This is a genomic window from Rhodococcus sp. IEGM 1409, assembly GCF_030056735.1.
Lineage (GTDB): Bacteria > Actinomycetota > Actinomycetes > Mycobacteriales > Mycobacteriaceae > Rhodococcus_F.
Genome location: NZ_JASHKN010000001.1, coordinates 549,879 through 572,925, shown reverse-complemented (window position 1 = coordinate 572,925; position 23,047 = coordinate 549,879). Strand labels below are relative to the sequence as shown.

General features: G+C 62.7%; 21 protein-coding genes. 15 read left to right on the top strand and 6 right to left on the bottom strand.

The genetic code is table 11. The annotated features are described in order from the left end of the window. Positions 1–7: 7 nt before the first annotated feature. The 6 genes from QM716_RS02820 (at position 8) to QM716_RS02795 (ending at position 5,632) form a co-directional block, all read left to right on the top strand. Positions 8–838 (top strand): LytR/AlgR family response regulator transcription factor, encoded by an 831-nt coding sequence (locus QM716_RS02820; protein WP_283302243.1) that lies wholly within the window; start codon positions 8–10, stop codon positions 836–838. Further along, the gene (locus tag QM716_RS02815) at positions 835–1,206 is read left to right on the top strand and encodes a hypothetical protein (RefSeq protein WP_283302241.1); all 372 of its coding nucleotides are present in this window, start codon (positions 835–837) and stop codon (positions 1,204–1,206) included. The genes QM716_RS02820 and QM716_RS02815 overlap by 4 nt, the downstream gene beginning before the upstream one ends. A 10-nt stretch (positions 1,207–1,216) precedes the next feature. Continuing rightward, positions 1,217–2,968, top strand: coding sequence for a sodium/solute symporter (locus QM716_RS02810; RefSeq protein WP_283302239.1), 1,752 nt, complete (start codon positions 1,217–1,219; stop codon positions 2,966–2,968). Positions 2,969–3,130: 162 nt separating this feature from the next. Then, on the top strand, positions 3,131–3,493 hold the full coding sequence (locus QM716_RS02805; protein ID WP_283302237.1) for a DUF485 domain-containing protein: 363 nt from the start codon (positions 3,131–3,133) through the stop codon (positions 3,491–3,493). Continuing rightward, on the top strand, positions 3,490–5,127 hold the full coding sequence (locus QM716_RS02800) for a monocarboxylic acid transporter (protein WP_283302235.1): 1,638 nt from the start codon (positions 3,490–3,492) through the stop codon (positions 5,125–5,127). Before QM716_RS02805 ends, QM716_RS02800 begins: the two co-directional genes overlap by 4 nt. 73 nt (positions 5,128–5,200) lie before the next feature. Next, on the top strand, positions 5,201–5,632 hold the full coding sequence (locus QM716_RS02795; RefSeq protein WP_283302234.1) for a type II toxin-antitoxin system Rv0910 family toxin: 432 nt from the start codon (positions 5,201–5,203) through the stop codon (positions 5,630–5,632). Between the two features lie 20 nt (positions 5,633–5,652). Here the strand turns inward: QM716_RS02795 and QM716_RS02790 are convergent, their stop codons facing one another. Both QM716_RS02790 and QM716_RS02785 read right to left on the bottom strand, forming a co-directional pair. Then, the gene (locus QM716_RS02790) at positions 5,653–6,558 is read right to left on the bottom strand and encodes an ABC transporter substrate-binding protein (protein WP_283302233.1); all 906 of its coding nucleotides are present in this window, start codon (positions 6,556–6,558) and stop codon (positions 5,653–5,655) included. A gap of 65 nt (positions 6,559–6,623) precedes the next feature. Then, a complete protein-coding gene (locus tag QM716_RS02785; RefSeq protein ID WP_283302232.1) occupies positions 6,624–6,896 on the bottom strand; it encodes a WhiB family transcriptional regulator in 273 nt (90 codons plus the stop codon). 131 nt (positions 6,897–7,027) lie between these two features. Here QM716_RS02785 and QM716_RS02780 point away from each other — a divergent pair, with 131 nt between their 5' ends. After that, positions 7,028–9,310 carry an ATP-dependent DNA ligase gene (locus QM716_RS02780; protein WP_283302231.1) on the top strand — a complete coding sequence of 761 codons (2,283 nt, stop codon included), beginning with the start codon at positions 7,028–7,030 and terminating at the stop codon, positions 9,308–9,310. On the opposite strand, the gene QM716_RS02775 is transcribed toward QM716_RS02780, so the two are convergent. After that, complete coding sequence (locus QM716_RS02775) at positions 9,210–10,748, bottom strand: MFS transporter (protein ID WP_283302230.1); 1,539 nt, start codon at positions 10,746–10,748, stop codon at positions 9,210–9,212. The genes QM716_RS02780 and QM716_RS02775 overlap by 101 nt on opposite strands. Before the next feature lie 80 nt (positions 10,749–10,828). Between QM716_RS02775 and QM716_RS02770 the strand changes: the two genes are divergently transcribed. Further along, positions 10,829–11,476, top strand: coding sequence for a TetR/AcrR family transcriptional regulator (locus QM716_RS02770; protein WP_283302229.1), 648 nt, complete (start codon positions 10,829–10,831; stop codon positions 11,474–11,476). 31 nt (positions 11,477–11,507) lie between these two features. Here QM716_RS02770 and QM716_RS02765 read toward each other — a convergent pair whose 3' ends face one another. Then, the gene (locus tag QM716_RS02765) at positions 11,508–12,203 is read right to left on the bottom strand and encodes a MerR family transcriptional regulator (RefSeq protein WP_283302228.1); all 696 of its coding nucleotides are present in this window, start codon (positions 12,201–12,203) and stop codon (positions 11,508–11,510) included. A 113-nt stretch (positions 12,204–12,316) separates the two neighbouring features. Here QM716_RS02765 and QM716_RS02760 point away from each other — a divergent pair, with 113 nt between their 5' ends. Further along, positions 12,317–13,534 carry an erythromycin esterase family protein gene (locus QM716_RS02760; RefSeq protein WP_283302227.1) on the top strand — a complete coding sequence of 406 codons (1,218 nt, stop codon included), beginning with the start codon at positions 12,317–12,319 and terminating at the stop codon, positions 13,532–13,534. A gap of 5 nt (positions 13,535–13,539) precedes the next feature. Here the strand turns inward: QM716_RS02760 and QM716_RS02755 are convergent, their stop codons facing one another. Continuing rightward, the gene (locus tag QM716_RS02755) at positions 13,540–14,634 is read right to left on the bottom strand and encodes a serine hydrolase domain-containing protein (RefSeq protein ID WP_283302226.1); all 1,095 of its coding nucleotides are present in this window, start codon (positions 14,632–14,634) and stop codon (positions 13,540–13,542) included. Between the two features lie 251 nt (positions 14,635–14,885). Here QM716_RS02755 and QM716_RS02750 point away from each other — a divergent pair, with 251 nt between their 5' ends. The 4 genes from QM716_RS02750 (at position 14,886) to QM716_RS02735 (ending at position 18,774) form a co-directional block, all read left to right on the top strand. Then, positions 14,886–15,419, top strand: coding sequence for an NlpC/P60 family protein (locus QM716_RS02750; protein WP_283302225.1), 534 nt, complete (start codon positions 14,886–14,888; stop codon positions 15,417–15,419). Between the two features lie 65 nt (positions 15,420–15,484). Next, the gene (locus tag QM716_RS02745) at positions 15,485–16,171 is read left to right on the top strand and encodes a response regulator transcription factor (protein WP_058037854.1); all 687 of its coding nucleotides are present in this window, start codon (positions 15,485–15,487) and stop codon (positions 16,169–16,171) included. After that, positions 16,168–17,163: a HAMP domain-containing sensor histidine kinase gene (locus QM716_RS02740; protein ID WP_283302224.1), complete on the top strand. Its 996-nt coding sequence runs from the start codon at positions 16,168–16,170 to the stop codon at positions 17,161–17,163. Before QM716_RS02745 ends, QM716_RS02740 begins: the two co-directional genes overlap by 4 nt. A 108-nt stretch (positions 17,164–17,271) precedes the next feature. Next, positions 17,272–18,774: a DUF4153 domain-containing protein gene (locus QM716_RS02735; protein ID WP_349307340.1), complete on the top strand. Its 1,503-nt coding sequence runs from the start codon at positions 17,272–17,274 to the stop codon at positions 18,772–18,774. 73 nt (positions 18,775–18,847) lie between these two features. Here QM716_RS02735 and QM716_RS02730 read toward each other — a convergent pair whose 3' ends face one another. Then, the gene (locus QM716_RS02730) at positions 18,848–21,184 is read right to left on the bottom strand and encodes an arylsulfatase (protein ID WP_283302223.1); all 2,337 of its coding nucleotides are present in this window, start codon (positions 21,182–21,184) and stop codon (positions 18,848–18,850) included. Between the two features lie 204 nt (positions 21,185–21,388). On the opposite strand from QM716_RS02730, the gene QM716_RS02725 reads away from it, so the two are divergent. Next, entirely contained in the window at positions 21,389–22,057 is a 669-nt protein-coding gene (locus tag QM716_RS02725; protein ID WP_283302222.1) for a TetR family transcriptional regulator, read from the top strand. A gap of 32 nt (positions 22,058–22,089) precedes the next feature. Then, entirely contained in the window at positions 22,090–23,007 is a 918-nt protein-coding gene (locus QM716_RS02720; protein WP_283302221.1) for a TauD/TfdA dioxygenase family protein, read from the top strand. Positions 23,008–23,047 lie beyond the last annotated feature (40 nt).

Sequence of the window (23,047 nt, the reverse complement as noted above, 5' to 3'; positions counted from 1 at the left end):
GCCTTCGATGATCAGGCTGAAACCGTCGTGGGAACATGGACCTGTTGTGAACGAGACTGACACTGATGCCCAGCTGACCGTCCTTGCCGTCGACGACGAGAAACCAGCCCTCGACGAGCTGGCGTTCTTGCTGCGCGCAGAGGGCTCGGTCGCGCACGTGCACACTGCATCGGATGCGACGACCGCGTTGAGGATCCTGCGCGGTGGAAGCATCGACGCGGTATTTCTCGACATCAACATGCCCGGACTCGACGGTCTCGAACTGGCCGGCATTCTCTCCAACTTCGCCGCGCCGCCGCCCGTGGTGTTCGTGACAGCGCACGATGATCGAGCGGTTGCGGCATTCGATCTCGGCGCCGTCGACTACCTACTCAAACCGCTCCGGGAGGAGCGTCTCGCTCAGGCCGTTCAACGGATCGTGGGGTTGGCCGGGCGCACCAAGAGCGAGAGCAAGCCCGAAGCTGCGTCCACCGACGAGGTGATCCCGGTGGAACTGGGCGGTGTCACGACGCTCGTTCAGCGGTCCTCGGTGGAGTGGGTGGAAGCCGACGGGGACTACGCGCGTTTGCACACTGCAGGGAAGTCGCACCTCGTGCGCATCCCGATCTCGACGCTCGAATCACGCTGGGCGGACGCCGGCTTCCTACGCGTGCACCGCTCCTATTTGGTGTCTCTGGCGCTGGTGACCGGTATCCGCACGGTGGGCAGTGGCTTGGTTGTCTGTCTGCGCCCGCACGGTGACAAGCCGCCCGTCGAGCTTCCGGTCAGCCGTAGACACACCCGTGAACTCAAGGATCGTCTGGTTCGTGCGCCCAAGCAGAGTTGGTTGTCGCGGTGAACTCGCAGTCCGATCCTCCTCAGCGTCAGCGTGTGGTGTTGGCGCAACGCAGTGGCGCTCGGATCGTGCGGACACGGGTGGAGGTGCAGGAACAGACCGAAGTCGGTGACGCCATGATTCGGGGTCTCGTTCGCGCGCAGTTGGGGCTGGCGATCCGCCTTGCCGTCGTCGCAGCCGGGCTCCTGTGTGCAGTACCGCTTCTGACGCACCTCTTCCCGACGCTGTCGGAGGTCGCAGTCCTGGGAATCAGGTTGCCGTGGCTTGTGATGGGCGGCGCCGTGTATCCCTTGTTGTTGATCACCGGCTGGGTGTTCGTGCGTCGAGCGGAACGAAACGAGCAGGACTTCACCGACATCGTGGACGACTGAGCGCGGCGCTGTGGGAGGACAACCTATCCCGGTGTTGACGGTGCTCGGCATCGTGGCAGCGGCTGTGGCGACGGTGGCGATCGGTATCTACGGAGTTCGGCTCGCTCGCACCACCTCGGACTTTCTCGTTGCGTCCAGAACCGTCAGCGCGCGGTGGAATGCGGCGGCCATCTCCGGCGAGTACCTCTCTGCTGCTTCGTTTCTCGGCGTGGCCGGGCTGGTCGCGAAATACGGCGCCGACGCGCTCTGGTATCCCATCGGATTCACCGCCGGATACCTCGCACTGCTGCTGTTCGTCGCAGCGCCGCTTCGGCGTTCGGGAGCGTACACCGTCCCCGATTTTGCCGAATTCCGTCTCGGCTCACCGCGATTGCGCAAGCTCGCGATGCTCGTGGTCGCGATGGTGTGCATCCTGTATCTGATTCCGCAGTTCCAAGGCGCGGGCCTGACGCTCAACATCCTGCTCGGTGTTCCCAGTTGGATCGGCGGCGTTGCGGTCGGGGTCATCGTCATCGCCAACGTCGTGGGCGGCGGGATGCGCTCGATCACCTTCGTTCAGGCCTTCCAGTACTGGCTCAAACTGACCGCCGTCGCGATTCCCGCTGTGGCACTTACCTTCTACTTCTTCGGCGATCACCACGACGTCGGCGCGTCGATGCCGCCGACGGTCACCACTGCGACGACCGTGGACATCACCACCGACGTCGTGGTCCAGGTGTCCGAGCCGGTGACGGTCAGCGGCGGCACAGTCGACGGGGGAGCGGTCGAAGGTACCGTCACCCTGGGGCCGGGGGAGCACACCCTCGGTGAAGGCATGTCCATGGTCCTCGACGCGGGAGCCTCGGTCCCCGTCGTCGCCGGAGCGCCTGCGCAGAACTCGGACTGGATCACCCCGGGTTGGGGTTTCGGTGGGCCGCACCCGATGTATCAGGTGTACTCGCTGATGCTCGCCACATTCCTCGGAACCCTCGGCCTGCCTCACGTTCTCGTCCGCTTCTACACCAACCCCGACGGTCGGGCCGCTCGTCTCACGTCGCTCGCAGTTGTCGGTCTGGTCAGCGTGTTCTACCTGTTTCCGACACTCCTGGGTGTCTTCGCTCGCCTGTATGTTCCGCAACTTCTGATCACGGGTACCTCGGATGCCGCGGTGCTGCTTCTGCCGGGGTCGGTGTTCTCGGGGTGGGGCGGACAACTGCTGGCAGCGCTCGTGGCGTCCGGTGCCATTGCGGCCTTCCTGTCGACGTCGTCCGGATTGCTCGTCAGCATCGCAGGGGTCGTCAGCACCGATGTTCTCCGCGGGCGAGTTCGGGATTTCCGCATTGCCGCACTCCTGGCGGGTGTCGTTCCGCTCGTGCTGTCGCTGGCGGTGGTGTCGGTCGACCTCTCGAGAACCGTCGGTTTGGTGTTCGCGGTCGCGGCGTCGACGCTCTGCCCTCTGCTCGTGTTGGGCATCTGGTGGCGCGGTTTGACCGCGGTCGGCGCTGCGGCGGGGATGGTGGTCGGTGGGTTCGTCGCGGGTACCGCCGCTACCGTCGCAGTTCTGGGCGGATTGTCGGAGAACGTCCTCGGTGGCTGGCCGGCAGCCATTTTTGCGTTCCCGGCCGCGGTGAGCGTGCCGCTGGCGTTCCTCACGATGATCGTCGTGAGCAAGGCGTCGGCGAAGCAGGTACCGGCAGACATTGCGCGAATCTTCACGCGGATGCACGCCCCTGAGCGGCTGGGAATGGGCTCCGATCGCGAAGACGATCTGCGCCAACCCTGACTTTCATCGCCCAAGGGTCATGCCGTTGGTCGCGCCTGCCGGACCGTTCGGCGCAGGGCTCGACTGCTCGGCGTGTGACTGGCACCACAGCATCTTCATGTGACTCCGATCTCACTAACGTCTGTGGGTAGTTCACTTCACACGCGAGGCGAGGAGCCGGCAGTGTCCACAGCAGAAATCAGTGAGGGGTCGCCGCAAGAGCGACGCACCCCGGATGCCCAGGCATTCATAGACATGCAAGCGAGTCCCGAATTCCAGGAACTCCGAACGCGTCTGCGCAAGTTCGTTTTCCCCATCACTGCATTCTTCCTGGTCTGGTATGCGGTGTACGTCGTCCTGGCTACCTATGCCCACGACTTCATGGCCACCAAGGTTCTCGGAAACATCAATCTCGGCATCATCCTCGGCCTCGGGCAGTTCGTCACCACGTTCGCCATCACCGCGTGGTATGTGAAGTTCGCCGGCCGTGAGCTCGATCCCCGCTCCGCCGCAATCCGCGAAGAACTGGAAGGTCCCGCACAGTGATCACCACACTCGCCGCGTCCGGAACGGACGTAGGAAACCCCGCCTTCAACATCGCGATCTTCCTCGCGTTTGTGGTCGTGACGATGACGCTGGTCATCCGCGCCAGCCGGACCACCAAGACGGCATCCGACTTCTACACCGGCGGTGGACAGTTCACCGGCCCGCAGAACGGCTTCGCCATCGCCGGCGACTACCTGTCGGCGGCGTCGTTCCTCGGTATCGCGGGCGCTATCGCCGTGTACGGCTACGACGGTTTCCTGTACTCCATCGGATTCCTTGTCGCCTGGTTGGTTGCGCTGCTTCTGGTGGCCGAATTGCTCAGGAACACCGGCAGATTCACGATGGCCGACGTCCTGAGCTTCAGGCTCAATCAGCGTCCGGTGCGCATGGCGGCAGCCCTGTCCACTCTGGCAGTTTCCCTCTTCTACCTCCTTGCTCAGATGGCCGGCGCCGGTGGACTTGTCGCGCTGCTGCTCAACATCGACGGCAAGGTGGGACAGTCGATCGTCGTCGCGATCGTCGGTGTGCTGATGATCGTGTACGTCTTGGTCGGCGGCATGAAGGGCACCACCTACGTACAGATGGTCAAGGCGGTTCTGCTGGTCGCCGGAGCCGGCATCATGTTCGTGCTCGTACTGTGGGCAGTGCGCGGCAACTTCTCTCAGCTGCTCGCCAATGCGCAGGACATGGTCAACAGTTCCACCACCAAGGGTGTGCAGGGACGCGACATCCTCGGACCCGGTGCGAAGTACGGACTCTCCGGAATGACGAAGCTCGACTTCATCTCTCTCGGAATCGCTTTGGTGCTCGGCACCGCGGGCCTGCCGCACGTGCTGATGCGCTTCTACACGGTGCCCACCGCCAAGGAAGCTCGCCGCTCGGTGACCTGGGCGATCGCGCTGATCGGCGCCTTCTACCTGTTCACACTGGTTCTCGGCTACGGCGCGGCCAGCATGGTCGGACCGGACAAGATCTTGGCGGCACCCGGTAAGGAGAACGCGGCAGCTCCGCTTCTCGCCTTCGAGCTCGGTGGCACCATCTTCCTCGGCATCATTTCCGCAGTGGCGTTCGCGACCATCCTCGCCGTCGTTGCCGGCCTCGCGATCACTGCGTCGGCGTCGTTCGCTCACGACATCTACGCCAGTGTCATCAAGCGCGGCAACGCAACCGAGGAGCAGCAGGTTCGAGTTTCTCGAATCACCGTCGTGGTCATCGGACTCGTCTCCATCGTTCTCGGCATCATGGCGATGGGACAGAACATCGCCTTCCTGGTGGCTCTCGCCTTCGCAGTGGCGGCCTCGGCGAACCTGCCCACCCTGCTGTACTCGCTGTTCTGGAAGAAGTTCAACACCACCGGTGCGCTCTTCAGCATCTACGGCGGTTTGATCAGCTGCTTGACGCTGATCGTGTTCTCCCCGGCCGTGTCGGGCAAGGCGTCGTCGATGTTCCCGAATTCCGACTTCGCCTGGTTCCCGCTCTCGAACCCCGGCATCGTCTCGATCCCGCTGGCATTCGTCCTCGGCATCGTCGGTACGTACATCGGACGCAACAAGATCGAAGATCCGGCAAAGCAGGCCGAGATGGAAGTTCGCTCCCTCACCGGCGTCGGCGTCGAAAAGGCCGTCAGCCACTAAGAGGAGCAAAGCCCCGTGCGCCGTTCTGGTACCTCTGGTTACGGAAAAGGCGCACGGGGCTTATTGTTCTGCCATGGCAAAGCTCACAGTGAAAATCGATGTCCCGCTTCCTCCGCAGGAAGTGTGGGACAAGGCCTCCGATCTCAGCGGCTACGAAAACTGGCTCGTGGTTCACGACGGATGGCGCAGTGAACTTCCCGATCAATTGGGTGTCGGCACCGAGATCAGCTCGGTCGTGACCGTGAAGGGCCTGCGCAACCGCGTTCGGTGGACCATCAAGAAGTACGACGTCCCGAAGGCTATCTCGCTCAAGGGAGACGGCAAGGGCGGGGTCAAGCTCGGTCTCGAACTCGACGTGAAGGCAAAGGGCGACGGGTCGGAACTCGCGCTGACGGTCGAGTTGGGCGGCGCGCCGTTGTTCGGCCCGATCGGTTCGAGTGTGGCTCGGGCACTCAAGGGCGATGTGGAGAAGTCGCTGGCCCAGTTCGTCGAGATTTATACATAGATCTCCTTCGACCGGCTGAACTACTCGAGAACGGGTGCGTCCGCGCTGTCCGTGATCCATTCGGTCGCGAGCTTCTCGAGGGTGCCGTCGGCGTAGAGCGCATCCACGGCGGCGGAGACACACGCGGTCAGCGGACTGTTCTTCTCGAGCACCAAACCGAAGAATTCGGTGACCGCGTTGGGCCGCGGAAACTGGCCCACGATGACGGACCCGGGGAGTTCGTTCTCGGTGATGTGGAATCCCGTCGGGATGTCGACGACCAGCGCGTCGATCTCGCCCGCGGCCAGCGCTGCTTTCGCGTCGTCCGTGGTCGCGAACTCGCGTGGCGCAGTGGTCGGAACAATCGTGTCGGTGATCGCCGCGAGGCTGGTGGAACCCGTCTGAGCGCCCAAGCGGTAGCCGGAAAGATCCGCAAGATTCTTTGCACCAGCGGCTTTGCTTCCGCGTGAGGCGATCACCGACTGCGCCACTGCGTAGTACGGCGAGCTGAAGTCGACGTTCTCGCGGCGTTCCCCGGAAATCGTGAACTGATTGGCGTCGAAGTCGAAATCCTTGGGGCCCGGTCTGAACGCGTCGTTGAAGGCGACCGTGGTGAAGCGAACCTGCTCGGTGGTGTATCCGAGTTTCTCGACGACGGCGCGGGCCACCGCGCCCTCGAAGCCCTTGCCGTTCGACGGATTGTTGTCGACGAACCACGGTGCGTACGCCGGTGAATCGGTGGCGATGGTCAAGACACCGTCTTCGAGGGTGGTCCCGCTCTGGGGTCCGCACTTGTCCACTGCGGTGGTCGAGGGCAGTTTGGTGAAGGCCTCGGGAACCGTGGTCGTGGTGTCCGCTGCCGCAGGTGCCTCCGGCTGCGACGAACACGAGCCCAACAAGATCGAGGAAGCGAAGATCGCGGTCACGGCAACAGCGCGTCGTGTCATAGGCACAAGGCCATCTTGCCTGTTTGTCCGGTACGGACGTGACGGGGGTCTCGTGTGAGGCCAGTTCACGCAGCTGAGCGTCGTAGTGCAAGTCGCTCCGACGGGGTGGTCCCACCCCAGACTCCGTGCGGTTCAGCCGTCTCGAGTGCAAACGTCAGGCAGTCCCGGATGACGGGGCAGCGGAAGCACACCTGTTTCGCGGTACTTTCCCGTGCTGCCCGATTGCGTCCGCGTTCTTCACCCGGAGAATAGAACACCGCCGGGTCCACCGTCTTACAGGTGGCGAACATCCGCCAGTTGTTTTCCACTAACGGCCCCGGGGAACTGCGAACTGTCATCGTGGTCTCCTCTCCCATCGAAAATCCAGTCTCGCCCGTGGCCCTGCGCTGCGGCAGGTTTCCGATCCACCAGATTTCTACTGCCAGACGCACCGGTATCCAGACACAGCGGTTTCCAGCACAATGAGGAAATGGCAACGACGGATCGGGGTCAGATCACACTCGACGGCACGACCGTGCCCGTAACCAATCTGGGCAAGATTCTCTACCCCGAGAGTGGGACCACGAAGGCCGAAGTCATCGACTACTACACCCGTATCGCCGCAGTCATGCTTCCGCACGTCGTCGGTAGGCCGGGTACTCGTAAGCGTTGGCCGAACGGTGTCGATGGCCAGTCCTTCTTCGAAAAGAACCTTGCGTCGTCTGCGCCGCAGTGGCTTACCCGAGCGTCGCTGCAACATTCGGATCGTGTTGTCACGTACCCGATTTTCGATTCCGTTGCATCGCTGGCGTGGTTGGGGCAGCAGGCGGCCCTCGAATTGCACGTTCCTCAATGGCGGTTCGACGGTTCCGAGCGTGGCCCGGCGACACGACTGGTGTTCGATCTCGACCCGGGCGAGGGCGTGGGGTTGACCGAGTGTGCCGAAGTGGCGAGGTCGATTCGAGATCTGGTCGCAACTCTGGGGTGGACTGCTTATCCGGTAACCAGTGGTAGCAAGGGAATCCACCTCTACGTTCCGCTGGATCGAGTTTTGGACGGTAGTGGTGCGTCGACCGTCGCCAAACAGATCGCCACCGGACTCGAGAAGCTTCACCCGGATCTCGTTACCGCAACGATGGCTCGAAATGTCCGGGCCGGCAAGATTTTCGTGGACTGGAGTCAGAACAACGCAGCCAAGACCACCATTGCGCCCTATTCGATGCGCGGTCGCGATCAACCCTATGTTGCCGCGCCGCGTAGTTGGGACGAACTCGACGATCCGAAGCTGCGCCACCTACTGTTCGACGAGGTTCTGGAGCGCGTCGAATCAGACGGTGATCTGCTGGCCGATCTGGATCCGCCGGTCTCGGCGGCTGTGGCCGACACGTTGACGCACTATCGAAACAAGCGATCGGCTGATCGGACTCCCGAGCCGATCCCTGCCGCGGTGGCCAAGGAGACAGCGGGCAATACCTTTGTGATTCAAGAACATCACGCCAGACGATTGCATTACGACGTACGTCTCGAGCGGGACGGTGTGCTCGTATCCTGGGCAGTCCCGAAGGGCGTGCCGATCAGTGCCGGAGAGAATCGGTTGGCCGTGCACACCGAGGATCATCCGCTCGAATACGCTACGTTCTCGGGCACGATTCCGAAGGGGGAGTACGGCGGCGGTTCGATGACGATCTGGGATTCCGGAACATACGAGACCGAGAAGTGGCGTGAAGACGAGGTGATCGTGCGCTTGAGCGGGGAGCGGGTGCAGGGACGCTTCGCGCTGATCCGGACAAAGGGTGACCAGTGGCTGATGCATCTGATGAAGGATCAGAACGCAAGCTTCGGAACGGAGTTTCCCAAGAATCTCGAGCCGATGCTTGCCACCGCTGGAACGCTCGAGGGTCTCGACCCGCAGGAGTGGGCTTTCGAAGGAAAGTGGGACGGTATTCGGGTGATTCTCGAATATCATTCGGGCGCAATGTCACTCCGCAGTCGCGCGGGTAACGACAAGACTCGGGACTATCCCGCCCTTTCCGGGTTGGCTGAGATCCTGGACGGTCATGACGTGGTTCTGGACGGTGAAGTGGTGGCGTACAACGACGCGGGTGTCACTGATTTCGGTCTGCTCCAGCGCGGTGGGGAACCGGTTTTTCTGGCCTTCGATCTTCTGTACCTCGACGGAGTGTCTTTGCTGCGGAAGTCCTATTCGGATCGCCGTACCGTGTTGAATGCATTGGCGGGCAAAGTCGGTGAACTCGAGGTGCCCCCACAGATCGAGGGTACGGCGGAGAACGCGTTGGAGGTGAGTACCGATGCCGGGTGGGAAGGGGTTGTCGCCAAACGTCGTGCATCGGTCTACCTTCCGGGTCGGCGTGGGTCGAGTTGGATCAAAGTGAAGAACTGGCGCACCCAGGAGGTGGTGATCTGTGGGTGGCGCACCGGACAGGGCAATCGAGCGCAGGGAATCGGCGCGCTGCTCATGGGCATTCCGGGCGAGCACGGGTTGACCTACGTGGGGCGCGTCGGCACCGGCTTCAGTGATCGCGACTTGGAGTCGTTACTTGCGATACTGGAACCGCTGCGTCAGAAGGAAAGTTCGTTCGAGGAGGAACTGCCCGCTGACGACCGTAAGGGAGCGGTGTGGGTGAAACCGGAACTCGTCGGTGAGGTGCGGTTCATGGATTGGACGAAGACCGGGCGCCTGCGTCATCCGAGTTGGCGGGGTCTGCGGGAGGACAAGAAGCCGGGCGACGTGGTGCGGGAAACAGTGCAATGACGGCCAACGCACCGATGAACGCGACTGTGGCACAGATCTGGATTCCGGTACTCATCGCCGAGGTGTAAGCCTGGTTCGCTGCGTCGGTCAAGGCACTCGCTGGGGGACCGTCGGCATGGATCTGCGCCAGATCGGCTGTGGAAGTGTCGACTCCGGGTTCGAAGCGGGACCGGAAAACGGTGGCTACGACCGTCCCGATGACGGCGACGCCCAGAACTCCACCCAACTCCCGCACGACACTGTTGATCGAACTTGCCATCGAAGCCTGTTGGGGTACAACCGACGACATTGACGCAGTTGTGGCCGGAGCCATGACCAGCCCCATCCCCGCGCCGACCAGTGCCATGATCGCAGCCAGGATTCCGAACGGTGCGTACCTACCCGCTGCGATCGACAGGACCAACAGTCCCACGGACATGACTGCGAGGCCGCTCGCGATCGAACTGCGCTCACCCAGTCTGCCGACCACGCGATCGCTGCTCGACGCGACGGCCGCCATCACCAGTGCAAACGGAACTGCACCGACGCCGGCAACCAATGGACCGTAACCACGGACGAATTGGAGGTATTGCGTGTACGTGAAGAGAACTCCGAAGAGGGAGAAGAACGTTACGGCCAAGATGGCATTGGAGATGCTGAACACCCGACTGGTGAAGATGCGCACGTCGGTCATCGGCGCCGGAGCCCGCAGCTCCCACCAGACGAATCCGGCGAGAAGTGCTGTTGCGCTGACGATCTCCAGCAGCGTGACGGGCGACGACCATCCGCGAAGGCTTGCCTGGGTGAGGGCATCGACGATCAAGGCCAGTCCGCCGGTGGACAACAGGAGTCCGGGGATGTCGAACGAACCCTTCGTGATTCCTCTTGCCGGGGGCACAAGAAGAACCGTCGCGGCGATCACACCGGCGACCAGTGGGAGGTTGATCCAGAAGACACTTCCCCAGTTGAAATGTTCGAGTAGTACGCCACCGGCTACCGGGCCGATCGCGATTCCGAGTCCGGCGGTTGCAGACCAGATGCCTATCGCCCGACCTCTCTCGTGCGGGGCGAACATCGAGACGACAAGTGACAGCGTCGCGGGCATGACCAGTGCGGCTGCTGCTCCCATGACTGTTCTCCAACCGATCAGCTGCAATGACGTGTGAGAGAGGGCAGCGCAGGCAGACCCGAGGGCAAAGAGTGTGAGGCCGGTCAGAAGTATTCGCCGGTGACCGAATCTCGCGCCCAGTCCACCTGCAGTGATGAGCAAGGCGGCGAACGCCAGTGTGTACGCGTTGTTGATCCATTGCAGGTCGACGGTGGTGGCGTGCAGTTCGCGGGCAAGGGTGGGGATGGCGGTGTTGAGGACGGTGTTGTCGATCGTGACGACGACGAGGGAAGTGCAGAGGGCGCCCAGCGCTGCCCATCGTCGCCGCTCCGTGGGTTCCAGAGAATTCATTATGTCCTTACGAATGTAACCTTACGGGAGTTTAGTGATGAGAACGTACCGCTTCGCCTTACATGTGTAAAGTTTGTCTGGTGAGTGATGTTCCCGAGGAAGCCGATGAAACTGGAACCAGTGGTTCTCGGAGTTCTCGCGCCCGAAATCCACGAGGAAGCGGCGCACGACTGCGCGGAGAGATCGTTGCCGCAGCGGCGACGCTCATCGCCCGCACCGGATCGGATCAGGCGGTGACGCTTCGATCGGTCGCTCGCGAGGTCGGGATCTCTGCCCCTTCCATCTACGGACATTTTTCCGATCGCGACGCCATTGTCGAAGCGGTTGTCTCCGAATCGCTGGAGCAGTTGCATCTCGCCGTGGCCGACGCGGTGGCTGCGCATTCCGACCCTGTCGAGGGCCTGTATGCCGGTTGCTCGGCGTACGTCGAGTTCGGCATTTCCGAGCCTGCTCGGTATCGGGTCTTGTTCGGGTGGTCCAGGCCGAAAGGTCAATCACCACAATCAGATACGCGAGGGCTGGCCGCGTTCAACACTCTGGTGACCAACCTCGACGCGTGTGTCGAGGCTGGGAAGTCAACCAGCACAGACACTTTTGTCGATGCCGTGTCGATCTGGACCTCGCTGCACGGACAGGTGATGTTGCGTGCCGATCTTCCGGAATTCCCGTGGCCGTCGACCGACACCGTCAGCGAGATGGTGAGGAGCCTTGCGCGGCTTGTGAACTGACGCCTTGGCCATTTGTCGATCGGCAACCTTGCTAGGTCTGCTCGAGCATAGTGAGGTAGACGTCGAGTTGCGCCGCGCCGGCGAGAAGTTTGCGACTGCGCGTGGTCAGCCGGTCTTGCCAGGAGTCGAGGAACGCCGCCAATGCGTCCGCTCCTCCGGCGTCGCGCAGCGAATCGACGAATTGAGTGACCTGTGACAGTCGGTAGCCGCCGCGCCGCAGTTGCCTTGCGATCTCGGCGTCGCGCACACACTCCGGGCCGTATTCGCGATAACCCGTTGCTCGTTCGCGCTCGGGGCGCAGAATGCCGTGCTCCTCCCACATGCGCAGTGTGGCTGGATGCACGCCGAGACGGCGCGCGAGCTCACCCACCGTCAATGCTGGACCATGCACGCGTGCCGGTGCTGTGGTGGACAGAGTCCCCAGCGCTGTGGACACCTCGGTGCGAGTGCCACGCTCGGCGAGCAGCGTCACGTGAGCACTGTCGATCAGGCGGTAGGCGGACTCGGTGTCGCCCTGATTGGTCGCCCGCATGATTTCCACAGCTTGCTGGTGTCCGTGACCGCCGCGCAACGCAAGGAAAGAACGCAGGGCCTGCGCGTGCAGAGGCGTGTATCGCCGGTAGCCCGTGTTGCTGCGCTCGGTCGGAGGAAGGATGCCCGCATCGTCGTAATTGCGGATCGCCTGTGCGGATAGCCCGTGTTCACGGGCAAGGTCGATGGGCCGCACTGATCACCTCCGATTGAGGCTTTCGTCGATCTGCCCCAGGTAATTGGTGTGAAAGTTTCACTCGAATCTTCAACGATACTGTCGAAGGCAGTCCACCTTCGAAAGGGATATCCATGTCTACTGCCTCGACACTGAGTGAGATCGGCCGCCAACTCGAAGACTCGGCAAGTCTTGGTCGTGCTGTCGACGAACTGCTCGCAGCGCGAACCGAGGCGCCGACTCTGCTCGCCCTCGGCGAGCCGACTCATGGGATCAAGGCTTTTCCGTTGCTGCGCAACGAACTTCTCGTCCAGCTGGTCGAACGAGGGTATCGGTCGATCGTGCTCGAAGCAGATGTCTTTGCGGCATTCCTTGTCGACGACTACGTGAGCGGGGGAGAGGCGGACATCGAGAAAGTGCTCGTCACTGGCTTCAGCCACGGATTCGGTGCGGTACCGGGTAACCGCGAACTCGTCGAATGGCTACGCGAGTACAACCACGGCCGCGCTCCGGCTGACCGAGTTCGCTTCTACGGCTTCGATGCTCCGGTCGAGTATTCCGGCGCACCGAGCCCACGCCGCGCACTGTCAGCGGTAGGTGACTTCCTGCCCGCCGCGTTGCAGCCGCAAGCTCACGACGACGTCGACCTTCTGCTCGGGCAGGACACCGACTGGAGCAACCCAGCGGCGATGTTCGATCCGGCTGCGTCCATCGGTGACTCCGATCAGGCTCGCCTCCTGCGCATCATTGCGGACGACCTCGGCAGCATCCTTCGGCGCGCCGCACCCGTGTTGCGGCCCGCTGACCCGGGCGGGTACGACCGGGCCCTGGCACAGGCACGCACCGCTCTCGGGCTTCTGCGATACCACGCCGCGATGGCGAGTTCCGCTCCTGATCGCATCGGAACCCTGCTCAGCCTGCGCGCCGAGATGATGGCGGAGAACCTGCTGGCCATCGTTGCCCAGGAGCAGCGACGCGGGCCGAGCCTGCTGTTCGCCCACAACGCTCATCTCCTGCGAGTGCAGTCCGAGATGCCGGTCAGCGAGGATGTGGTCAGTTGGGGGAGCGCCGGTTCACTCGTCGGACTTGTCCTCGGGGAGCGTTACGTGTTCTTGGCAACCGACGCCAACCCAGACAGTGATCCGGGCACTCTGCAAGGAGCGTTAGCCGATGCGACCACCCGCCGGGCCCTGTTTCCGACTCCGGCCCTGCGAGCCGCGCTCGGCCCTTCGATCGCCGCGGGCGAACCGATCCTGCCAGGCCATCTGCCGCTGAAACCGTCGGAGTTGGACGGCGCCGACGCGGTCATCTTCGTCGCAGACACCGACGGGCAGCGTCATCGGTACTGGTAGCCGTTTCAGGGGCAGAGAGCATGCGAGAGCATCGCGACGGTGTCGGGTTGGTCCTTCGGCGTCGACGTCAGCGTCACGGTGAATGCACGATCCGGCGTCGCACCGGACAGGGTGTAGTACCCGTAGATCCCGCCGCTGTGGCCGATATAGGTGACGCCGCAGGGAAGTTCGGTGGCGCTGACGCCCATCCCGTACCCGATCCCCTCGGCTTCGGTGGCGGCGACCTGCGGGGTAGTCATCTCGGCAAGCTGCGCGGCCGGCACCACCTGCCCGTCGAGTAGTGCCCGCCAGAAGGCGTTCAGGTCGGTGCCCGTCGACACCATCGCTCCGGCAGCCCAAGGGATCGACGGTTCGGTCCGCGAGACATCGGTCAGCCCACCGCCGAGATCCTGATAGCCGGTCAGATGATCGCCCCTGATGTCGCGCTCACCCGCCGGGGGTAAGTACGTGTCTTCCAGGTGCAACGGATCGAGTACTCGCGACTGTAGTTCGTCTGCGTAGCTGCGGCCGGTCACCGATTCGACGAGCATTCCGAGAACGATGTAGTTGGTGTTGGTGTAGACGAACGAGGTTCCGGGGACGAATTGCGCCGGTTTGCCGAGGGCGATGGCGACCGCGGCGGAAGGCGTCAGCGTTCGGTTCTCGTTTGCGGCAATCCATTCGTCGGCGCCGGGTTCTCCGGCGAACTCGGGAAGGCCGCTGCGATGTTGCAGCAGTTGCCGCACGGTGATTGCGGTGCCGTTTTTGCCGCTCCCGTGTATCAGGCCCGGAAGGTACTGCTCGATTGGTGCGTCGAGGTCGACCTTGCCTTCGGCCACCAACTGCAGAACGAGTGAAGCGGTGAATGTTTTTGTCACACTTCCGATCCGGACGCGATCGTTCTTTCCGATCGAATCGCCGTTTGTCCGGTTGGGCACGCCGCTGGTCATCACAGCCGACGTGGTGGCGTCGTCGAGTGTTGCGATCGACCCGACGACGCCCGACCGGGTGAGCCCGTCGAGATCCGATTGAATCTCCACCGCGCGCTGGAGCGTCGAGCAACCGACGAGCGCCGTGGTGGCTCCGATGATGACCGCGGCGACGAGGAGGTATGAACGCATGAGTCGAATCTATGGATTTCGTCGTGCCACGGGATCCAGGAAATCCCCCATCATTCCCTGATCTTTCTGCCAGGCCGGGACGTAAGGCCTGTTTGTTGAAAACCGACAAATCGGATCAATCATTCCTGTCCGGACACCACGTCTACGCCGTTAACATCCGAACGAAGTGTTTGTTTTCACGTGTCATACCAGTTCACGGCTATCGAGGTGCGCTGCCGCGCGCCGGAACGACTCCCACGAAGGACGGATGCATGAAGAAGTCGACACTCCGCAAGGGAACGGTCGCGGCTCTGTTGGCCGGAAGTGTTCTGTTGCTCTCCGCTGCCCCTGCCTCGGCCGACCCGGGAAGCCTCGGCAGCGGCGGCAGTAGTGGGAGTTCCGGCAGCCTGGGAAGCGCAGGCAGCATCAGCAGCGGATCAGCCGCCTTGCCTATTCCGAGTCCGGCAGGCCTGATCGCGCTGGCGGCAGCGAGCACTCAAACCGGAAAGCCCTACCAGTGGGGCGGCGTCGGGCCGAACTCGTGGGACTGCTCTGGGCTGGTGCAATGGGCGTTTCGGCAGGCCGGGGTGAAGCTGCCACGGACCAGCCAGCAGCAGGCCAACGTCGGACAGCCGGTTCCGCGGTGGGCCCTCGCTCCCGGCGACGTCATCACCTTCTATCCCGGAGCGACGCACGTCGGTATCTACGCGGGTTTCGGAATGGTGTTCAACGCCTACGGAGTTGGTGTTCCGACCGGACTGACACCGCTCACGGATCTGCCGATCAACAACATCCGCAGGTTCTAGAACCTGCACAGAACCTTCACAAGTCCTCCCAGGTTCATCCACGACGGCCGAATACAGTCAGTTCCATGAGTCAGCGAAGAGTGCTCGTGGTCGACGACGAGGTCAGTATCTGCGAGTCCATCGCGGCGAGGCTGCGCGCCGAGGGCTACGACGTCGAGCTGGCGTTCGACGGTCCCAGTGCGGTGACCCGCTGCGAGCAGATGGATGCCGACCTGGTGGTGCTCGACGTCATGATGCCGGGATTCGACGGCCTCGAAGTGTGCCGCCGCATCCAGGCCGTGCGCCCGGTGCCTGTGCTGATGCTGACCGCTCGCGCCGATGAAACCGACATGCTGATCGGTCTCGGCGTCGGGGCCGACGATTACCTGAGCAAGCCGTTCAGCATGCGTGTCCTCGTCGCCCGTGTACAGGCATTGCTTCGGCGTGCTGATCGAGCGGAGCACGCTGCTCGCCCCGTGGCCGACCTCCTCGAGTTCGGCGACGTCGTGATCGACCTGACCGAGCGTCGAGTACGCCGTGATGCCCAAGAAGTCCACCTGACCCGCACCGAATTCGATCTCATCGCCTATCTGGCGGAACGGCCGCGAGCCGCCATCCCGCGAGAGTCGCTGCTCGAGGAGATCTGGGGCTGGGGCGAGGGAGCGGGTAGTCGGACCGTCGACAGCCACGTCAAGGCGCTACGACGCAAGCTCGGACCTTCTGTGATCCGGACCGTTCACGGCGTCGGGTACGCCTGGGACGTGCCGCGATGAGCGTCGTCGACCGACTTTTTGCACGGTGGCCGCGGCCGCTGGACCCGATGCGGTCCTTCAAAGTGAAGGTCGGCCTCCTGGTTGTCGCAGCACTGTTGTTCGCCTCGGGTGGTTTCTGGCTGACGTCGCAACAACCGTATCGATTCGCACTGTTGACGGCATTGGTTGTTGCATTGGCTGTTACGCAGGTGCTCGCACACGGAATGACCTCGCCGCTTCGCGAGATGACGGCCGCGGCGAAGGCAATGGCGCAAGGTGACTATTCACGGCGAGTGCGAGCGACTTCTCGTGACGAAGTAGGCGAACTCGCCCACGCGTTCAATCGGATGGCCGAGGACCTCGGGGCCGACGACCGGTACCGCCGCGAGCTGATCGGCAACGTCTCCCACGAATTACGCACGCCCATCACCGCTTTGCAGGCCATGCTCGAGAACGTCGTCGACGGTGTCGAAGAACCAGATCCTGCGATGATGAAATCGGCGCTGCGGCAGACGGAACGATTGGGCGCTCTGGTAGCCGACCTTCTCGACCTCTCGAAACTCGAAGGCGGCGCAATGCCGTTGAAGCGCCGCCGTTTCGAGGTCGAGCCATTCCTACGGGAGCTGTCGAGTGTGAGTGCGGGCGACATCGAGATAGACGTGAAGCCTCCGCAATTGTCCGTGCTAGCCGATCCGGATCGCCTCCACCAGGTGGTGACCAACTTGGTGGACAACGCGGTTCAGCACGGGAACGTCGACACCAAAGTTGCCATCCGAGTACGTACCGGCAGCGCGGGGGAGGTGGTGCTCGACGTCCACGACGACGGCCCCGGCATCGAACCACAAGCCCGAGAGCGAGTGTTCGACCGCTTCATCCGCGGCGGATCGACCGACGGGGGCACCGGGCTCGGTCTCGCGATCGCGAAGTGGGCAGTCGAATTACATGACGGCAGGATCGCCGTCGTCGATGCCCCGTCGGGATGCTGCATTCGAGTAGTGCTGCCGCAGAACTGAATCAAAGTCCCTGACGAGATCGAGAGATCTCGCGATGGCGCATGCCTTCATCGGCATTCGTCTGTATTGCCGAACCCGAAAATTTGAACCCGAAACATGGGAGATCACATGAGCGCTCCGATAGTAGTTCCACCGAAAGCGCCGATGCCGGCCGTAAAATCCAAGCGTCCCAGCCGGTTCTGGCGTCCCGATCGAACGTCGATGGCCACCCGCTCGATGCTGGTCGGCGCAGGCATAGTGGGGGTGCTTGCGGCCCTGATCCTCGATCCAGGGTTGGCGAGTATCGCGTACGTGATCGTGGGTGTCGTCGTGGTGATCGTCTTCGGGATTCTGACGCCGCCGCGGATGACCGTGACGCAGTGGGTCGCCGCCATCGGGACGCTTGCACTGCTGGGCGTTGCCGCCGTCCGCGGTGCGGAGTGGTTGGTGTTCATCTGCGTCGTGGCGGCTTGGGTTCTGTTCACGTGGACTCTGATCGGCGGGCGGACGTGGACCGGGATACTCCTGGGAACGGTGGCTCCCTGGCGGGCACCCCACCGGACGGTGAACTTCGTTCGTCGTCGCAAACTCGCTACCCGCTCTGCTCCGCGGGTGCCGGCCGCGCGAGTTGTCGTCGTGAGCGCAGTTTCTGTCGTCCTCTTGCTGATCTTCGGATCTTTGTTCGTAAGTGCGGATCCGGAGTTCGCGAAGATCTTCGGCGGCTTCGCTCCTGACATCGCGGTATCGAACCCGCTGGCACGGATCTTCGCCGGCGTCGTGATGACGTTCGGCACGCTGGTTGCGGTGTATCTGCGTCGCAGAACGCCGACGGTGGACGCATTCGCACCTGCGCCGGCGACGCCGTTGCCGATGTGGGAATGGGCGGTCCCGCTCGGAGTGCTCAATGTCCTGTTCCTCGGTTTTGTTGCAGTGCAGACGAAGACACTGTTCGGGGGAGACGAGCACGTTCAGGTGACCGACGGACTGACCTATGCGGACTACGCGCGTGAGGGTTTCTGGCAGCTCATGGCAGTAACCGTGCTGACGCTGCTCGTCATCGCCGTCGCAGTGCGGTTCATCGACCGTCGCGATGCTGGATCGAAGCGTCTGGCCCGCGGTCTGTTGGGTGCACTGTGCCTCTTCAGCCTGGTGATCGTGGCATCAGCAGTGCACCGGATGTGGTTGTACGAAAATCAGTACGGTTTCACGGTGCTGCGGGTCAGCGTCTTCGCGACAGAGCTGCTCCTGGGATTCGTGTTCGTGTTGTTGCTCATCGCAGGTATCCGGATGTCCGGGAAGTGGCTGCCCACAGCTGTTCTCGCCACCTCTGCCCTTGCTCTGCTGGCATTCGCGGTGTTCAACCCCGACGCGTACATTGCGCAAAAGAACGTGGAACGGTTCGAGGGCGGTAAGAGCATCGATGTCTCCTACCTACATGGGCTCTCCGTCGACGCAGTGCCTGCCTTGGATCGTCTACCGGAACCGCAGCGCTCATGTGCGTTGAGTAGGTATCGATTCGGAGTGCCAGGTACCAGTGCGCCCTGGGAGTTCAACGCGGCGCGTGAGAAGGCCCGCGACATCGTGGAGACTCGCCCGGTTGGGCCATGCCTGCAGATGTACACGGTCGGATAGACGCAGGGTAATTGTGCAGCCGCGCGGCAGATATCGCGCGCGGCTGCACAATCGGCGAGCATCGCCGGGTCGATCAATGCACGGCGAGTGAGATCTTCTCCCGTTCTTCCGCGGACACGACGTCGCGTGTGGAGCGCAAGTCGATGGTCACGCTGCGCAACGTGCCGCGGTAACGGAAGGTGCCGTGCTCGGCGAACTCCTCCGCGACCGGGCTTCCCCGGTTGATGCCGACGTCCAGTTGTTCGTTCATGCTGAAGATCGCCCGCGTGGTCTTCTCGATCCGGCCCTCGGAGACCACCTCGCCGTCGACACTCAGGGTGGCGATTCCGCCCTTGCCGATTCCGCCGCCGTCGTACTCGAAGTGAACGGATACCTCGCTGGCGTCGGCACTCAGCTGACCCGGCCCGCGAACGTAGGTTCGGCCTCCACCGCTGAAGTTGTAGCAGTAGACCGGGACGGAATCGAGTACATACAAAGCGAATCCGCCGAACCGACCACCGAGGCTGACCAGCATGCCGTCGGCGACGCTACCCAGACTCGCGGTCAGCGTGTACGAGCGGTTGAAGAACGTCGGCGCGGCTTTCTCGACCAGGCCGTTCATGTGTGGGTACAGCGTGAGGGTCTTGCGGCCCATCATCGGATGTGGTGGTCGTGATTCCGCGGTGGCGTGGCGGCCGACCGTTCTGTCGTCCAGCGGCAGTACTTGATACTTGGCGGCCTCGACGAGGAATTTTTCCTTGAGCCGGGCCAGGATCTCGGGATGCTCGTCCGCGAGATCGCGGGCCTGCGACCAGTCGACCGAGGTGTCGTACAGCTCCCAGCGGTCTTCGCTCATCGGTGTGAGCTCGAGGCCGTGAGTGGCCATCAGCCAGGGTGCGCGGTGCGCTGTGACCGCGGTCCAGCCGTGATCGTAGATTCCGCGATTGCCGAAGATCTCGAAATACTGTGTGGTGTGGCGCTCTTCGGCGTCAGGCTTGGTGAAGGTGTAGTTCATCGCCACACCCTCCATCGGTTTCTGGGTGACGCCGTCGACGCTGGTCGGTGCCGGAATTCCGGCAGCTTCCAGAATTGTCGGCGTGATGTCGACGCAGTGGTGCCACTGTTCCCTGATTCCGGGCTTGTCGATCCCCTTGGGCCAGTGGGCGATCAGGCCGTTTCGGGTACCGCCGTAGTGGGACGCGACCTGCTTGGCCCACTGGTACGGGGTGTCGAGGGCCAGAGCCCACGACGCCGGGTAGTGCGGGTAGCTGGATTCGGTTCCCAATTCGTCGTAGCGCGCCAGCACGTCGGATGTCGCACTCTTGTAACCGTTGAGGCCGGCGAGGTAGTTGAACGAGCCCTCCATTCCACCTTCGGCGGAGGCGCCGTTGTCACCCATCATGTAGAGCACCAGGGTGTTGTCGAAGACACCCATTTCCTGCAACCGGTCGACGAGCCTGCCGACCTCGTCGTCGGTGTGCTCGAGGAACGCCGCGTACAACTCCATCAGACGGGTCGAAACCTTCTTCTGGTCGTCGTCGAGTTCGTCCCAGTGCGGGAGCCCTGGAGCCCACGGGGCCAACTCGGTATCAGGAGCGACGACGCCCAGTTCCTTCTGCTTTTCGAGGGTGATCTCGCGTTGGCGATCCCACCCGTGATCGAATTCGCCGACGTACTTGTCCAGGTAGCGGTCCGGGACCTGGAGTGGAGCGTGGCACGCGCCGAAGGGGAGGTAGCAGAACCACGGCTTGTCGGGGTCCATCGTGTTGACACCCTCGACCCATTCGATCGCGTGGTCGACGAGATCTTCGGACAGGTGGTAACCCTCCTGTGGCGTCTTGGGTAAGTCGACCATCGTGAAGTCCTCGTAGAGAACCGGGGTGAACTGATCGGACTCGGCACCGAGAAAACCGTAGAACTTGTCGAAACCTTCACGGACCGGCCACCGATCGAACGGCCCGGCAGCGGTGGTCTCCCACGTCGGGGTCTGGTGCATCTTGCCGAAAGCGCCCGTCGCATAGCCGTTTCCCTGCAGGACGCGTGCGACCGTGGCGGCAGAGGCAGGGCGGGTACCGTTGTATCCCGGTGCCGCGTTGGCCATTTCGGAGATGACTCCCATGCCGACGCTGTGGTGATTGCGCCCGGTCAACGTGGCAGCGCGCGTCGGTGAGCACAGAGCGGTGGTATGGAATCGGCTGTACTTCACGCCGGTCTCGGCCAAACGTTCGGCGGTGGGTGTGCGGCACGGGCCACCGAACGCGGAGGGCGCCCCGAATCCGACGTCGTCGATCATGATCAGCAGCACGTTCGGCGCACCGACGGGTGGGCGAAGCGGTTCCGGGCGGGTGTTCGGGGGATTTTGATCGGGGTAGTACACGGCGGCCGCGACGTTCGGCGTCTCGGGAATGATCGGGATGGAATGGCGATTCACCAGCAGGCTCCTTGGCGTGTGCAAGATCGGGTCGATTAAGCAGTTGGCTTAATTGGAGCGTATCGGCCCGGATTCAGTTGACGCCGTAGGTCTCGCTGGCTGGGACAATCACCCCTGTGCGTGGTTGAGGAGTGCCTGGACTCCCTAACCGCGCACAGGGGTTGGGTCTTGCGAAATTAAGTCAGTGACTTATATGGTCGGTTTATGCCCGCCTCGTTGGATGCCAAGAACGCCATGATCGCCGTCGCCGAACGGATGTTTGCCGCGCACGGTATTCACGAAGTGTCCATGAGGGACGTGGCGACTGCGGCCGGGCAGCGAAACAACTCTGCGGTTCAGTATCACTTCGGTGGGCGCGACGGTCTGGTGCTGGCAGTATTCCGCCATCGGATGGATCAGATCAATGCAGCGCGACTGACGTATCTCGACGACATCGACGCCAATGGGCGAACTGACCTGGTCCGCGCGTTGGTCGAAGCCTTTCTGTATCCGCTGGCCGATTTCATGGCGACGGTTGACGGTTCCAACTATGCGAGGTTCATTGCCAGGATCTCGCCGTCGGTGGATACGCAGAGCGCCGAGTTCCGTGAGGTCAGCGAGGGGATCAACGAAGTTGTCGGCAGACTGACGCGGGCATTGCCGCATCTGCCCCGCCGCGTCGCCGTCGAACGGATCGACCTGTCGTTCAACATGAGTGTGTCCGCGCTGGCCATCTTCGAGCAGCGCCGCGAAGACGAAAACCCGGTTGTGCAGGCAGATTTCGATACGACGGTGGATCATCTGGTTGATCTCGCGGTAGGAGCACTGACCGCACCCCACAGCGCGCACAAACGCACACGAGCAAAGCGGGTGCACGCGTCGACTGACGTGTGACCCCTTCAGGCCCGACAGGACGGAGTCATCCGATGGCTATCCTTGCATCATCACGCACAGTTCAAATCGGCAATCACACAATCGAATTCGGACCACGTGGCATGTGCCGCAATCCGGCAGGCGTTGAATCGATGCCGTACGAGCGGTTCACTCTGACGCCCGTCACACCGTTCATCGGTGCGGAGATCACCAACATCGACTTGCGTGATCCGTCGGCCGAGCAGATCGAGGATCTACGTCGGGCACTGCTCGAATGGAAGGTGGTTTTCTTCCGCGACCAGCCGATCTCGAGTCTGAATCATCGTGACTTCGCCGCTCACTGGGGCGAACTCGAGGTTCATCCGCTCCTCCCACAGGGAGACGTCCCGGCCGTCGTCAGATTCGAACGCGGAGAAGACAGTCCAGGCATCGAGAACATCTGGCACGTCGACGTCACGTGGACCAAGACACCGCCTCTCGGTTCGGTCCTTCGGGCGATCGACGTACCGCCTGCCGGTGGTGACACTTTGTGGGCCGATATGGGTAACGCCTTCGACTGCCTCCCCGACGAGATCAAGGACTTGATCGACGGCAAGGACGCCATCCACGATTTTGTACCGTCCTTCGGACGCGGCATGAACCCGGAGAAGTTGGAGCAGATGAAGGAGCAGTACCCGCCGGTTGTGCATCCGATGGTGCGCAAGCATCCGGAAACCGGGCGTAAGACTCTGTTCGTCAACAGCCTCTTCACTACCCACATTCCGGATATGGATCCTGCCGAAGGCAACGATCTGCTCAACCTGTTGTTCGCGCAGGTCAAGGTCCCGGACTTCCAGTGCCGTTTCAAGTGGGCGCCGAATTCCATTGCATTCTGGGACAACCGGGCAACCCAGCACTATGCGGCGAGCGACTACTTCCCTCATCGCCGCGTGATGGAGCGGGTGGCAATCCTCGGAGACGTGCCCTTCTGATTGTGTACTCCACCCGCGCAGGCCTGGCGGCGGTCGGCGA